The sequence below is a fragment of the Bradyrhizobium sp. 33ap4 genome (assembly GCF_032654765.1).
GTDB lineage: Bacteria > Pseudomonadota > Alphaproteobacteria > Rhizobiales > Xanthobacteraceae > Bradyrhizobium > Bradyrhizobium australafricanum.
On record NZ_JAUMTJ010000031.1, the window covers coordinates 91,348 to 104,406 of the forward strand.

The following is a 13,059-nucleotide window of genomic DNA, read 5'->3' on the forward strand; positions in this document are numbered from 1 at the left end:
TCGATGCGCAGGCCCATGTCGATCCGAAGATTCATTGTTCCCGTCGTCGTCGTCGCGCTTGCTGCCGCAATCCTGATTCACGTCGGGGGCTCGCGGGCGCATGCGCATGTGCCGACGCATTGCGGCTTCTGGACCTCGATCGAGGCCGGATTGTCCTGCAGGTGATGTCCTTCCGGTGATCCCAGCGGCAACCCGGGAAAAGCGTTCTGAACGCTTGCCCGCCCGGCCAATCGCCACTATACGTTCGCCCGTCGCGGCTTGAGGGCTGTGGCCGGTCCGGCGCATCTCACGTCTAACGTATTGATTTGCCGGGAGTTTTGCTCCCTTCGTCTATCGGTTAGGACGCCACCCTTTCACGGTGGAGAGAGCGGTTCGATTCCGCTAGGGAGCGCCATTACTGCCAGACTGGAAATCCAGCCAACTCAACGCATTGTGCTCGGACGGACGCTCTCGCCGCACCGTCTCGGCCCGTTGTGCACGGGTCGGCGGATCGCTGCAATCCGCAGCTGTTTCGCAACCCTTTGGTAAGTTAGCGGCGATACGGCTGGGCCCGGGAATGATGTGATGGCTCCAGGGACCAGGAAGCGCGAAACGCGCAAATCGCTGCGGCAATCCGGCTGGATCACGCTCGACGGCGGATTCGCCGCGCGGCCCTGCGTGGTCGAGGACATGTCCTCGTCGGGCGCCAAGATCACGGTCCAGGACAACAACACGCTGCCGGCCAAGCTGCGGCTGGCGTTCTCGCGCGACGCCCGCACCGGGCGCGCCTGCGAAGTGGTGTGGCGCGAAGGCAGGACGTTCGGCGTCAAGTTCGTGCGGTAGAGCATGATCCGGAAAAGTGGATCCGGTTTTCCGAACAGATCATGCTCAAGAAAAGAGCTAGCTCATGCTGCGATCCTTCCCGATCGCATCATGAGCTAGCCTCATCCGGTGGCGCGGGATAAAAGGCCGGATGCGCAAGACCTGCATTGCCATCATCGCCGTCCTGCTTCCCGCCGCCGCGTTCGCCCAGCAGGGCGACCGCCGCAATTTCCAGACGCCCGCTGACGCCGGCAAAACCTTGCCGTCGAAATCCGCGACGCGGAGCAATCCATGCGCATCGTACGGACCCGGCTTCGTCAAGGTGGAAGGCTCCGACACCTGCGTGAAGCTCGGTGGCGCCGTCAGCGTCGGTGGCGGGATGTCCAGCGGCGGGCGTTGAGCGGCTTGCCGCCCGCGCTCACGACATCGGCGGCGCGATGAACCGCACGAAGGCCGGCCGCCCCGCGATCTCACCGAACCAGCGTTCGAGATGGGGCAGCTTCGGCTTGGTGACGCCCTCGACGCCGAGCCAGCGCCGCGCAAAGGCGCCGAGCGCGATGTCGGCGATCGTGAACTGATCGCCCTCGATGAAGCGGCGCCTTGCAAGCTGCGCCTCGACGACGCGCCACACCACGCCCTCGGCATCGGCGTCCTTCTGGATCTGGACCATATCGCGCTTCTCCGGCGGCGTGCGCACCAGCCCCCAGAACACCGGCCGGTCGACCGGCTGCAGCGTCGACAGCGTCCAGTCGAGCCAGCGGTCGACGGCGGCGCGCGCCTTGGGCGCTTGCGGATAGAGCGGCGCGCCATGACCATAGGCCATGCAGAGATAACGCATCACCGAATTGGATTCCCACAGCACATAGTCGCCGTCGACCAGCGTCGGGACGCGGCCATTCGGATTCATCGCGAGATAGTCGGGCTGATCGTTCTTGCCGAACTGCATGCCGGCATCGATGCGCTGATAGGGGAGGTCGAGCTCGGCGAGACACCAGAGCACCTTCTGCACGTTGACCGAGTTCGCCCGACCCCAGATCGTCAGTTGCGGCTTACTGTCCATCACGCGTTTCTTCCCGCTGTTGTGCTTTGCGCGCGTTCATAGCTGAAGCGTCGGGGAAAAGCGCGGGGTGAATTGTACCGAGAGCAAAAAAAGGCTCCGCCGCATAGCGGCAGAGCCTCGCTGATCGCTATGCATCAAGACGCCGTCAGTGACCGAACAACAACCACAACACGATGATCACCGGGATCGGCACACCCAACAGCCAAAGCAAAATTCCTCTTCCCATCGTTGCCTCCTCGCATGCTTGTGAGGGAGCAACGTCAACGATCGTGTCGCGTTCCTCGCGATCGTTCGGCGCTTCAGCAAGGGCGAAACGCCGACAGGAACGTAGGAGCGGGCGCGGTGTTTACCAATGGCCGGTGTTCGGCATCGATGCCCACGGCTCGGCCGGAGCTTTCGGCTCGCCCTTTTGCAGGATCTCGATCGAGTGCAGGTCGGGCGAACGCACGAACGCCATGTTGCCGTCGCGCGGCGGACGATTGATGGTGACGCCCATCTTCATCAGCTTCTCGCAGGTCGCGTAGATGTCGTCGACCTCGTAGGCGAGATGGCCGAAATGGCGGTCCTCGCCGTATTTCTCCTCATCCCAATTGTAGGTCAGCTCGACCAGCGGCGCGCCGCGGGTCTGCGGCAGGGACTTGAGCAGATGGAGGTCTTCCTCTGCGCAGAGAAACACCAGCGTGAAGCGGCCCTTCTCATTGTCGATGCGGCGCACTTCCTTCAGCCCCAGCGCGTCCTGATAGAATTTCATCGCGACATCAAGATTGCGGACGCGCAGCATGGTGTGCAGATAGCGCATTTTCTTATCCTCCTGCAGATTCAGAGATTTTGTTTGGGCTCGGGCGAGACGGGGCAAGGAATAGCAGCAAAACGCGACGCGGGGCAGGGGTTAGCGCGAGTTTTGCCGATCGCATTTCGCCTTTGCATGCTCACGCCTTCGCGAGCGCTGGCTCCCGTTGCGCCGCGCGATCACGCGGCCGGATATGGACGGGACGTGCCGCGACACGCTTGCGCAGCAGCGGATCCAAGAAAGCCCCGCCCAGCGAAATTTCTGGGACGGGGCTTGTGGTCGAGCCTTGGAGGCGCGGCCTCTATCGCACCGATTGGCGATCACGGCCAATCAAGGACGCGCGAGGTTGGACGGCCTCTAAAGCGCTAAACCCCGCGAGTGGGCTCGCGAGGTCTGATGCCGACCGGCCTTGGGGAGATCGTGCCGGCAACCGGGCAGACAATGTCGCTGCGCGCGGAAGGTTCCTGGGGCCGGAAAATAGAAAGCCCCGCAGGCTGGATGCGGGGCTTTCCCAGCTGACGGACTGGGGATCTCTCAGGGCGTGAGCCGTCAACTGTTGGACACCAAACTTAAGGTTGAATTTGTAAAATGCAACAGCGCCGCGTAGACGGAGTATGTTCGTCCCACAGCGCTGCGCCGGATGCTGGGCCCTGAAATCCCCCAGCGCCCTTTATGTCTTCGCGGCGCGCGAAAGGTTCAAAGGAAAGACCCCGCGAGGGGAATTCGCGGGGCCTTCCAAAGCCGACAGGGCGGTGAGCTGTCGGCACCACGCGCGATGTGCATGTCGTTTCGGCCGGCTGGTTCCTCCAATTGGCTGACCGGCGTCAGGAACGGCCGGGTTTCCAATCGGGCTGCGGCTCGTATTCATCGACCCGCTCGACGCGATGTCCGGCAGGCACGATCTGGCCACCCAGTTCGTCTGCGACCGGAACATCCTCGACAAGACCGTCGATCAGCGCCGCCTCCCAAACTTCCTTCTCCGTCGCGAACGATCTTCCGAGCTGAGTCTTGCCGCGGAACAGGGCGTACATGGGCGCCTCCACAAAACAAAACCCCGCCAGTTACCGAAGTAAGCTGACGGGGCTTGTTGAGCTGATATTTCCGGTGGATTTCTCCCTCGTTGTACCGCTCGCCAAACTAACGGCGGAACGAGAGACTCGTTCCTTCCTTTTTTTGATGGTCGCGTCTTTTTTTCAAGGTCGTTTTTTAAGGTCGCAGCTTCCCGGACGTTCCGTCGTGGGAACCTACTTTTTTGCGTCGTCCCTTTTTGCCGCGCCCTTTGCCGTGTTCTTCATCTCGGATTTGTTGGCCCGCTTCACATCCATCCCCGTGGTGTCCATCGCGCCGCTCTGAGTGGCTCCGTTGGTGTTTTCAGGCCGTTCCATGCCGCTCTGCGGCGCTGGACCAATATCCTGGGCAAAGGCCCCGCCGCATATCAGGGTGAAGACGGTGACCGCGATCAGCTTGCACCTCCTGGCGTCACCAGAATGACCCGTGCGCAGTCGAGAGGTTCCTGTCGGCTACTGCCGCTCTCACACCTTGATGTCGAGGATGGTCTCGACCGCTTCACGGTCGGCCTGGTTCTTCGCGGCGAAGACATCCAGCACATCCTCATTGATGATGCGCGGCTGCTCCTTCGCCGTCTGGTCGACGACGAGCTGCACTCTGGCTTGCGTCACTTCGACAGGTACGGGGTATACGAGCATGGCTCTCTCCCTCTGGAGGATCGAACCTTGTCAGGGGTTTCTTAACGATTTGTAAGCGCCCGGGGAGCTGCCTTTTTGCGCCGATTCGGAGGGCCGGGCGGTATCGGCCTCGCACGCCGGCCGGATTGGAGCCATACTGCGGGCCGCCAGGACCGGGCGGCGCGATCGATGAAGAACGGGCTCTATTCGATCCACATCCACATGACCGACGGCGTGAGGGGCCGCGACAGCGGCATCCTGATCCTGCGCGACGGTCTCTTGATCGGCGGCGGGCCATATTTCTGGTCAATCGGGGCCTATACGGCCGGCGAGGGCACCTGGAAGGGACATCTCAGCACCAACCAGCATTCGCCCTTCGCGGACCCGTTCACCCGTCCGCTGTTCGCCGGACAGGAAGTGACGAGCGGGTTCTCCGGCACATTCAGCGGCGACGAGGCTGAGGTGTTCGGAACCGTGCTGGTTGGAACCCGCAGCCTGGGTTTCCGGGCCACCCTGAAATGGCTCGCCGATGCCTGAATGCGCGCACGCGGCGCGAGGCTGTGGACAAGCGCGCAGCAAGATCCGTATTTCGTTGGATAATTGGACCCGCTGGCGTTGTGGATTTGCTGCGGACAAGCAGGGGATATCGCTGTGAATCCCGCTGCGGCCGCCGATCGGAAGATCCGGACGAGGCGTTACCCGGCCACCGCTAACCCTACCTGGTTAGGTTAAGAGCAGCATCGTGTTGTCTCCACCTGCGATTGCGATTGGGATGGCTGCGGGTGACAGCCATGATGCCATCGTTCCACAGTGCTGATCGACCGACCCACCGGCGCGTGATGGTGGTGGGGCTGCTGTTCTGCTCGGCTTTTGTCGTGATCAGCTTCTGGCTGCGGCCGCAGCCGGAGAGCGGCAAAGTGCTGGTGAAGTCGGACCGGCTGGTCCGGACCGCGGGAGAGGCCCGGAAGGCAAACTGAAGACGGCAAGCCGGGGGAGCGGCAAGCCGAGACGCGCCGCCGACGCTCAGTCGGGCAGCTTCCCATTCGGATGCTTGTGATACATCGCGATGCCGATGAAGCCGGCAAAGCCCATCACGTTAAGCAGCAGTTCCATCCATGCCGGCATTGATGCCAACCTCGTTCACCGCCAAGCTAATCTCTGAGGTTGTATTTTTGTTCCAGCGCTAACCGATGGTAGCTTTGCGCTATCGTATGGCTGGCGCGTTTTCGAGCGATCCGATCGGAACGGAAAACGCTCGAGGGAACCGGAACTGCGTTTGCGGCAACCATCGCACGGCGGCACTGGCAATAGCCATAAGCCCGGAGCACGCCGCTCGGGGCTTTCTCACTTGCGCCTCATGGCGCCCGGACCATGAACGCGGTCGCCTGGCAAGGGCATCAAGCGGTCTTGCGTCAAGCGGTCTTGCGTTGAAATCCACTCCAGGCATTGCCGAGCGTGTTGTCGTAATATTCCTGGCGATCGCGCTCGAACTTCTGCTGCGTCGCCCTGAAGCTGGCAATGCGTGCGACGATCTCCTCGCGCTCGCGCGCGACGCGGTCTTCCTGATCGGTCATGCCCATCCTCCTGGCCGTGGTCCTGTCCCGGGCGCATTGGCGTCGGCGAATTGGGCGTCAATGCGGAGCAGCCAGTGCAGGAATGTGATGATGCTGAGGCGCTGGAAGAGCGACCAAGCGGAGGCGCCGACGCAGCTGATCGCAAGCCGATCGATCAAGACACGCCGCTCGCAGCCGATCGCTCGCGCAACGGTTGAGCTCGCAATCGGTCTGGCCGTGCTATAGTCGCTGCGGCCAACCGGATTGTTTTTAGTGATCGCAAAAGACTTGCGCAGCGGCGTCGAGCAGCTCGGCAACATGATTGCGGAGGCGTCGTCCATCGTGCCCTTCACCGGGGCGGGCATCTCCACCGAGTGCGGCATTCCCGATTTCCGCTCGCCCGGCGGGCTGTGGACCCGCAACCGACCGATTCCGTTCGACGAGTTCGTCGCCAGCCAGGACGCGCGCGACGAGTCCTGGCGGCGCCGCTTTGCGATGGAACAGACGTTTGCGGCGGCCAAACCCGGTCGCGGGCATCGCGCGCTTGCGTCGCTTTACCGGGCCGGCAAGGTTCCCGGCATCATCACGCAAAACATCGACAACCTGCATCAGGCGTCGGGCTTCAAGGCCGACGATGTGATCGAGCTGCACGGCAACACGACCTATGGCCGCTGCATCGGCTGCGGCAAGGACTACGAGCTGTCGTGGGTGAAGCAGCAGTTCGACAAGGCGGGCAGCGCGCCCGATTGCGCGGACTGCGGCGATCCGGTGAAGACCGCGACGATCTCGTTCGGGCAATCGATGCCCGAGGATGCGATGCGCCGCGCGGCGGAACTCTCCCGGCACTGCGACCTGTTTCTGGCGATCGGATCATCGCTTGTGGTGTGGCCCGCCGCAGGCTTTCCGATGATGGCGAAGGAGAGCGGTGCGCGGCTCGTGATCATCAACAACGAGCCGACCGATCAGGACGACATCGCCGATCTGGTGATCCGCCACGACATCGGCGACACGCTTGGTCCTTTCGTAGGCAATTGATGCCTGATTGATTCGCGGCTCTGCAAGTCTGTTCATAGTTCCCGCAAGAATCGTTTTTTAGCTATGCCCCGCAAGCGGGAGTGTTATCTTTTGGTTGAGAGATTCGCGCCGCGTCCAAATCAGTCCGAGTGAGTTGGTCATGGAGAGCAGCGTGTACAGGGTGCGCCGCAACGACGGCGAACTGCATTTGATGTGTGGGGTCCGGGGTCATGGGGTCGGACGGATTTGAGTCCAAGAAGCTCGGCGGACCGCCGATGGGCGGAGTTGGGCAAAGCAGGATTGGTCAAGGCGAGTATGGAAGCGCGCCACGCGATCCGGCGATGGATGCTTTCTCAGGCCTCGGCGACGCAGCGGCCAACCTCGTCGAAGTTTCCGGCGTCATCAAATGGTTCGACGCCTCGAAGGGATACGGCTTCATCGTCCCCGACAATGGCTGGCCCGACATCCTGCTGCACGTGACCGTGCTGCGGCGCGACGGTTATCAGACCGCCTATGAAGGCGCGCGGCTGGTCGTCGAATGCGTGCAGCGCGCGAAGGGCTACCAGGCTTTCCGCATCGTCTCGATGGACGAATCGACGGCAATCCATCCGGCGCAGATGCTGCCGCCGCGCACCCATGTCACGGTGACGGCAACAAGCGGGCTCGAGCGCGCGCAGGTCAAGTGGTTCAACCGGCTGCGCGGCTTCGGCTTCGTGACTTGCGGCGAGGGCACGCCCGACATCTTCGTGCATATGGAGACGCTGCGCCGCTTCGGCATGACCGAACTGCGCCCCGGCCAGTACGTGCTGGTGCGGTTTGGGCCCGGCTCCAAGGGCATGATGGCCGCCGAGATCCACCCGGAGACCGGTCCGTCGGCGCTGTCCTCGCACTGATCCGGGTCTGATCCTCCCTGACGGAAACGTGAGCCGCCGGCGAGCCGTCTCGGCTCTGGCATTTGCCGCAATCGTCGGGTTAGGGTCCGCCGGAAAATCTTCCCCGGTGTGAGTATTTGTCGATGAATTTCGTTCGCATTGTTGGACGCCATCGTTCGTGGCTGATGGCCTGCCTCGTGATCATGTTCGGTGCGTTGCTGGCTCCGGCCGCGCAGGCCGCCAGCGTCCAGCCGCTCGAGATCGTCACCAAATCGGGCGTGCACGTCTTCTCGGTCGAAATGGCAACCACAGAGCAGGAGAAGGAGACCGGCCTGATGTACCGGAAGGAGCTCGCGGACGGCAAAGGCATGCTGTTCGACTTCTCGCCGGAGCAGGAAGTGTCGATGTGGATGAAGAACACCTACATCTCGCTCGACATGATCTTCATCCGCGCCGACGGGCGCATCCTGCGGATCGCGGAAAACACCGAGCCGCTCTCGACCCGGATCATTCCGTCGCGCGGGCTCGCCAAGGGCGTGCTCGAGGTGATTGCCGGGACCGCGCAGAAATACGGCATTCAGCCCGGCGACCGGGTTGCCCATCCGCTGTTCGGCGGCCGTTAGCATCCGGTTTTGACGCGATTTCCGGCGGAAACCGGTGCCGGATTCGCCGCACGAAGTCCCGCACCGGTGCCTTGCTGGCGATGGCTGAAGCGTGTATCCACGGGGCTTCTCGGAAATGTCGGGGTATAGCGCAGCCTGGTAGCGCGGCAGTTTTGGGTACTGCAGGTCGTTGGTTCGAATCCAGCTGCCCCGACCATCCCAATCAAAGACTTAACAGAGACGCTCCGTCGGTAGATGAGGCGGACGCGATGTTCATGATCGGCGCGTGCTCGGCATTCGCGCATGACCTGGTCCACAAATCGCGGTCAGTTGGCACCCTGAAATAGCAAGCGCGGGACCGAAGCGCCCGCGCTCCACTGCTCGCAACTTCAGCCGCCCGGGCGCTGACCAGATCAACGAGCCGGCGGGTTGTAGCGATCTAGGATCACGGTTCTTGAGCCACTCTCCGGCGGTCGCGAGATGGGGTCGTCGAATTTGTGATAGCGGTCGAACTGCTGCTGCTCATCGCGCAGATGTGGCGCTTCGGCGGACGAGTAGGCTCTATTTGCACCGTTCCAGTGATCAAATCCCGACACGACGCAACCCCGTCTTGGTTCAGATGCAGGTTGGTTAGCATCGTTGCGGGGTTATCTCTGTATCGGCGTGGCAACACCACCAGCAATCCGCACGACATCAGCACACGTATTGTTTCCGTGGCTCTCTGTGCGTGAACAGCGTTCCGGCACGGGTAACCAAGCTTCGGCCGGATTGTCTCGCCTGAGGCAACAACGCCGCCTGGACGGAATATGCTCGTCCAGACGGCGCCGTCGAAATACTGGGCCCTGAAATCCCCAGTGCCAATGGGTCGTGCCGGCGGGGGATAGGTTCAACGTTGCGCCGCCTTGCCGCAGTCCAAGCCACGACATCGTGAGCTGCGCGATCTCGAGCGGATGTGGCTTGCCGATAACGCGCGCGCTGGCAGGGTAGTTCGGCCCGACAAGACCAATCCGCGAGAAAAGCACCATGGCGCGCAGACTGATCGATATCTCCGTTCCCCTGCAGAACGACGTTCCGGCCGATCCGCCCGGCAACCATCCGACCATCCAGTATATCGATCACCAGCAGGGGCTGCCGCGCATGCTGCAGTTCTTCGATGGACTGAAGGCGGAGGACCTGCCCGACGGACAGGGCTGGGCCGTCGAGCAGGTCTCGCTCTCCACCCACAACGGCACGCATCTCGATGCGCCCTGGCATTTCCATCCGACCATGAACCGCGGCGAGCGATCCTGGACCATCGACGAGGTGCCGCTGGAGTGGTGCTTCCAGCCGGGCGTGAAGCTCGACTTCCGCCATCTGGCTGACGGTTATGTCGCGACCGCCAAGGATGTCGAAGCCGAGCTGAAGCGCATCGGCCACACGCTGTCGCCGCTCGAGATCGTCGTCGTCAACACCAGCGCGGGCGCGAAATATGGCCAGCCCGACTACGTCAATTCGGGCTGCGGCATGGGCTACGAGGCGACGATGTATCTGCTCGAGCGCGGCGTGCGGCTGACCGGCATCGACGGCTGGAGCTGGGACGCGCCGTTCGTCTTCACCGCGAAGAGATACGCCGAGACCAGGGACGCCAGCCTGATCTGGGAAGGCCACAAGGCCGGGCGGCACATCGGTTACTGCCACATCGAGAAGCTGCACAATCTCGAGCAGCTGCCGTCGACCGGATTCATGGTGTCGTGCTTCCCGGTGAAGATCGAGCGCGCGTCGGCGGGCTGGACGAGGGCGGTCGCCATCCTCGACGGCTAGGCGCGCCGGGGTTGTGATCGGCCAGCTTCGGGAACCGGTGGACAGGCTGTGCATTACGGCGGGTTGTTGCGGCACGGCTACAGCCTGAGGCAGCCGAATCTGCTTTAATGCACGCAGTAGATGCATTGGGTGATCGGGCCGCCGGCTCGTCCTCGCGTCCCGATTTCGGAAGCGTTCTCTCCCGTGACTAGAGCCCCGGCGTCTCCGGGGCTCTTTCTTGCGTGCCGCAGCTGAGCCAAGCCCGGCAGGTGAACCAACCCCAAAAAGCAAATCAGGTGCGTCGGGACCGACGCACCTGATTTCATGTCTTTAATATCGCTTGTGTCGACCGGGCGGTTGTTACCACCGGCAAACGCGAACGCCACGCGGGGTCCACCAGCAACGGGGCCCACCACCGTAGTAGCCATAGCCGCGTCCGTATCCATAGCCGCGACCATAACCCCATCCGCGGCCGCGACCCCAGCCGCCGCCGCGATAGCCCCAGCCGCCGCGTCCGCGCCATTGCGCTTGCGCAGACGACGTAGTGGCGCCGACCAGGATGGCGGAGGTGCTTGCGACATAGACGAACAACAAAGCGACTGCTGCCAGGCAACGAGTCAGGATATTGTAGCGTTTAGTCATTCTGAAGATCTCCAGTCCACTTCCAAACATCTGAACTGATGCTGGCTGTCTCGCTTAGACGCGCGACACCGGCATTCGGTTCGTGCATGCTAAGACAATATTTTCACTAAGGTTCTTGCGAGCTTTAACGACTCTATTGAGACCAACAGGTAAGGTCAAGTTACAGTCCCGCCTGCAAAGGATACTGTCGTTGCTGCGCTCATCTTGTCGTTCATCCGCCGTTCATTCTGTTCATCTTGCGTTGCGCCGATTTGATTTGTGCATCGCAGAAGCAGAGATTTGAGAACCTCGGAAAATGCCGGCGAGAACTTGAAGTCGACACGATCCTGTTCTCTCAGCGTTGCTGTATCCTTCCAAAGAGTGCCCATGCCGAAACAACACACTTACGTCCTTGGTCTCAACGTCTACGACCATGACGTCAGCGCCTGCCTGCTGCGTGACGGCGCGATCGCCTACGCGATCTCCAAGGAGCGCATCACCCGCGAGAAGCACGCCTCCGGCTTCTACAAGGAAGTCGTCGACTACTGCCTGTCGGCCGAGGGCATCACCCTCGACGACGTCGATCTCGTGGTGCGCAACAGCTACATCCTGCCGGTGCCCGAGATGGAGGAGCGGATGCTCCACCAGGATATGCCGGGCTTCTTGCCGATCGCCGAACGCAACGAGGCAATCAAGCACCCGCTGTTTCGTTCCAAATCCGACAAGGTGGTGTCGATCTCGCACCACCTCGCGCATGCCTACAGCGCGTTCGCGGTGTCCCCATTCAAGGACGGCGTCGTGATGATCGTCGACGGCGTCGGCAATTATCGGGCCGACGCGATGGAGTCCTGCTCCGAAGATGAGGCGTCGCCGCTGGCCCGCGAGTCCGAGAGCTACTACAGGTTCGACGACGCCAGGCTCGAATGCCTGAAGAAGGTCTGGATGGAGCCGGCGCGGGGGCTGTTGTCGGACGAGTTCTACAACATGCCGGGACTGGGGGCGCTGTACAGCCGGGTCTCGACCTATGTGTTCGGCGACTGGAACAAGTGCGGCGAGTTGATGGGGCTGGCGCCCTATGGCCGCCATGAGCAGGTCGGCCATCTGCTCGAGATGAAGGACGGCAAGCTGCACGTGCCGTTCTGGGGCGCCGAGAACCAGCAGCCCTTCGTGCTCGACAGCGGCAGCTGGGACAAGAGCCCGACGATGCGGCACTGGGAGGACATCGCCTGGCGGGTGCAGGACGATACCGAGAACGTGCTGCTGGCGCGGGCGCGCTGGCTGCGCGAGACCACGGGGGCGAAAAATCTCTGCATCGCCGGCGGCGTCGCGCTGAACTGCGTGGCCAACGGGCGCATCGCGCGCGAGTCGGGTTTCGAAAACATCTGGATCCAGCCCGCCGCCGGCGACGACGGCATCGCGATTGGTTGCGCTTATTACGGCTGGCTCGAAGTGCTCAAGCAGCGCCGCTCGTTCGTGATGGACCACGCCTATGTCGGGCGGCGCTACAGCGACGCCGAGGTGGCCGCCGCGCTGCAAAGCTTCCTGGTGCGCATCCAGATCGACGCGAAGCGCTGCGACAATATCTGCCGCGACACCGCAAAGCTGCTCGTCGACCAGCGCGTGATCGGCTGGTTTCAGGACCGTTCCGAGTTCGGTCCGCGCGCGCTCGGCAACCGCAGCCTGATCGCCGATCCGCGCAGGGCCGAGATGAAGGACATCCTCAACAGCCGGGTCAAGCACCGCCAGGCCTTCCGGCCGTTCGCGCCGATCGTGCTGGCCGAGCGCATGAAGGAGATCTTCGAAGGCGAGGAGGACTCGCCCTACATGCTGATCGCAAAGCCGGTGCGGCCGGAATGGCGCGACAAGATCCCGGCAATCGTGCATGTCGACGGTTCGGCGCGGGTGCAGAGCGTGCGGGAAGAGACCAACCCGATGCTCTATCGCCTGCTGAAGGAGTTCGAGGCGCTGACCGGCGTGCCGGTCCTGATCAACACCTCGTTCAACGTCAAGGGCGAGCCGATCATCGAGACGCCGCAGGACGCGGTGAGCTGCTTCCTCACCACCGGGATCGACAACCTCGTGATGCATGACACGCTGGTGTCGAAGACCGCCATGCACAAGGTCGTCACGCCCGTGATGACGACGTTCGGCGACGTCGCCACCATCGTCTCCTCGACCACCCAGGACACCAGTCGCGGCGGCTAGAGAGCGTTTTCGAGCGAAGTGGGCACCGGTTCGCGTGAAGAAAACGCGTCAAAACAAGAATCTAGAGCTTCGGTTCT

General features: G+C 62.5%; 17 protein-coding genes and 2 tRNA genes. 13 read left to right on the plus strand and 6 right to left on the minus strand.

From position 1 onward, the window contains the following. The first annotated feature begins 15 nt into the window (after positions 1 to 15). The 4 genes from Q2M23_RS23810 (at position 16) to Q2M23_RS23825 (ending at position 1,201) form a co-directional block, all read left to right on the plus strand. Positions 16 to 165: a hypothetical protein gene (locus Q2M23_RS23810; RefSeq protein ID WP_016844593.1), complete on the plus strand. Its 150-nt coding sequence runs from the start codon at positions 16 to 18 to the stop codon at positions 163 to 165. Positions 166 to 319: 154 nt separating this feature from the next. Continuing rightward, positions 320 to 394 (plus strand) — tRNA-Glu (locus Q2M23_RS23815). 170 nt (positions 395 to 564) lie between these two features. After that, positions 565 to 822 (plus strand): PilZ domain-containing protein, encoded by a 258-nt coding sequence (locus Q2M23_RS23820; RefSeq protein WP_018271493.1) that lies wholly within the window; start codon positions 565 to 567, stop codon positions 820 to 822. A 130-nt stretch (positions 823 to 952) separates the two neighbouring features. Continuing rightward, a complete protein-coding gene (locus Q2M23_RS23825; RefSeq protein WP_253590323.1) occupies positions 953 to 1,201 on the plus strand; it encodes a hypothetical protein in 249 nt (82 codons plus the stop codon). Positions 1,202 to 1,219: 18 nt separating this feature from the next. Here the strand turns inward: Q2M23_RS23825 and Q2M23_RS23830 are convergent, their stop codons facing one another. The 3 genes from Q2M23_RS23830 to Q2M23_RS23840 all read right to left on the minus strand — a co-directional run bounded on the left by Q2M23_RS23830 (position 1,220) and on the right by Q2M23_RS23840 (position 3,682). Further along, positions 1,220 to 1,861, minus strand: coding sequence for a glutathione S-transferase family protein (locus tag Q2M23_RS23830; protein WP_168858948.1), 642 nt, complete (start codon positions 1,859 to 1,861; stop codon positions 1,220 to 1,222). A gap of 346 nt (positions 1,862 to 2,207) precedes the next feature. Next, entirely contained in the window at positions 2,208 to 2,660 is a 453-nt protein-coding gene (locus tag Q2M23_RS23835) for a VOC family protein (protein WP_016844600.1), read from the minus strand. A gap of 815 nt (positions 2,661 to 3,475) precedes the next feature. Continuing rightward, positions 3,476 to 3,682: a hypothetical protein gene (locus tag Q2M23_RS23840; RefSeq protein ID WP_316397227.1), complete on the minus strand. Its 207-nt coding sequence runs from the start codon at positions 3,680 to 3,682 to the stop codon at positions 3,476 to 3,478. Between Q2M23_RS23840 and Q2M23_RS23845 the strand changes: the two genes are divergently transcribed. Further along, a complete protein-coding gene (locus tag Q2M23_RS23845) occupies positions 3,681 to 4,004 on the plus strand; it encodes a hypothetical protein (RefSeq protein ID WP_316397228.1) in 324 nt (107 codons plus the stop codon). The genes Q2M23_RS23840 and Q2M23_RS23845 overlap by 2 nt on opposite strands. A gap of 179 nt (positions 4,005 to 4,183) precedes the next feature. Here Q2M23_RS23845 and Q2M23_RS23850 read toward each other — a convergent pair whose 3' ends face one another. Further along, the gene (locus tag Q2M23_RS23850) at positions 4,184 to 4,357 is read right to left on the minus strand and encodes a hypothetical protein (protein WP_018271496.1); all 174 of its coding nucleotides are present in this window, start codon (positions 4,355 to 4,357) and stop codon (positions 4,184 to 4,186) included. Positions 4,358 to 4,432: 75 nt separating this feature from the next. On the opposite strand from Q2M23_RS23850, the gene Q2M23_RS23855 reads away from it, so the two are divergent. Next, complete coding sequence (locus tag Q2M23_RS23855; RefSeq protein WP_244558847.1) at positions 4,433 to 4,873, plus strand: GrlR family regulatory protein; 441 nt, start codon at positions 4,433 to 4,435, stop codon at positions 4,871 to 4,873. Between the two features lie 254 nt (positions 4,874 to 5,127). Beyond that, the gene (locus Q2M23_RS23860) at positions 5,128 to 5,313 is read left to right on the plus strand and encodes a hypothetical protein (RefSeq protein ID WP_057018561.1); all 186 of its coding nucleotides are present in this window, start codon (positions 5,128 to 5,130) and stop codon (positions 5,311 to 5,313) included. 435 nt (positions 5,314 to 5,748) lie between these two features. Here Q2M23_RS23860 and Q2M23_RS23865 read toward each other — a convergent pair whose 3' ends face one another. Next, a complete protein-coding gene (locus Q2M23_RS23865) occupies positions 5,749 to 5,910 on the minus strand; it encodes a hypothetical protein (protein WP_229189477.1) in 162 nt (53 codons plus the stop codon). Positions 5,911 to 6,162: 252 nt separating this feature from the next. Here Q2M23_RS23865 and Q2M23_RS23870 point away from each other — a divergent pair, with 252 nt between their 5' ends. The 5 genes from Q2M23_RS23870 (at position 6,163) to Q2M23_RS23890 (ending at position 10,177) form a co-directional block, all read left to right on the plus strand. Then, positions 6,163 to 6,924 (plus strand): SIR2 family NAD-dependent protein deacylase, encoded by a 762-nt coding sequence (locus Q2M23_RS23870; RefSeq protein ID WP_225160997.1) that lies wholly within the window; start codon positions 6,163 to 6,165, stop codon positions 6,922 to 6,924. Positions 6,925 to 7,133: 209 nt separating this feature from the next. Further along, complete coding sequence (locus Q2M23_RS23875; protein ID WP_057018559.1) at positions 7,134 to 7,796, plus strand: cold-shock protein; 663 nt, start codon at positions 7,134 to 7,136, stop codon at positions 7,794 to 7,796. Positions 7,797 to 7,918: 122 nt separating this feature from the next. Further along, a complete protein-coding gene (locus tag Q2M23_RS23880; RefSeq protein ID WP_057018558.1) occupies positions 7,919 to 8,398 on the plus strand; it encodes a DUF192 domain-containing protein in 480 nt (159 codons plus the stop codon). Positions 8,399 to 8,517: 119 nt separating this feature from the next. After that, positions 8,518 to 8,594 (plus strand) — tRNA-Pro (locus tag Q2M23_RS23885). An 806-nt stretch (positions 8,595 to 9,400) separates the two neighbouring features. Beyond that, positions 9,401 to 10,177 carry a cyclase family protein gene (locus Q2M23_RS23890; RefSeq protein WP_057018557.1) on the plus strand — a complete coding sequence of 259 codons (777 nt, stop codon included), beginning with the start codon at positions 9,401 to 9,403 and terminating at the stop codon, positions 10,175 to 10,177. A 339-nt stretch (positions 10,178 to 10,516) separates the two neighbouring features. On the opposite strand, the gene Q2M23_RS23895 is transcribed toward Q2M23_RS23890, so the two are convergent. Continuing rightward, complete coding sequence (locus Q2M23_RS23895; RefSeq protein WP_076828733.1) at positions 10,517 to 10,798, minus strand: hypothetical protein; 282 nt, start codon at positions 10,796 to 10,798, stop codon at positions 10,517 to 10,519. A gap of 366 nt (positions 10,799 to 11,164) precedes the next feature. Here Q2M23_RS23895 and Q2M23_RS23900 point away from each other — a divergent pair, with 366 nt between their 5' ends. Further along, the gene (locus Q2M23_RS23900; RefSeq protein ID WP_316397229.1) at positions 11,165 to 12,982 is read left to right on the plus strand and encodes a carbamoyltransferase; all 1,818 of its coding nucleotides are present in this window, start codon (positions 11,165 to 11,167) and stop codon (positions 12,980 to 12,982) included. The last annotated feature ends 77 nt before the right edge of the window (positions 12,983 to 13,059 follow it).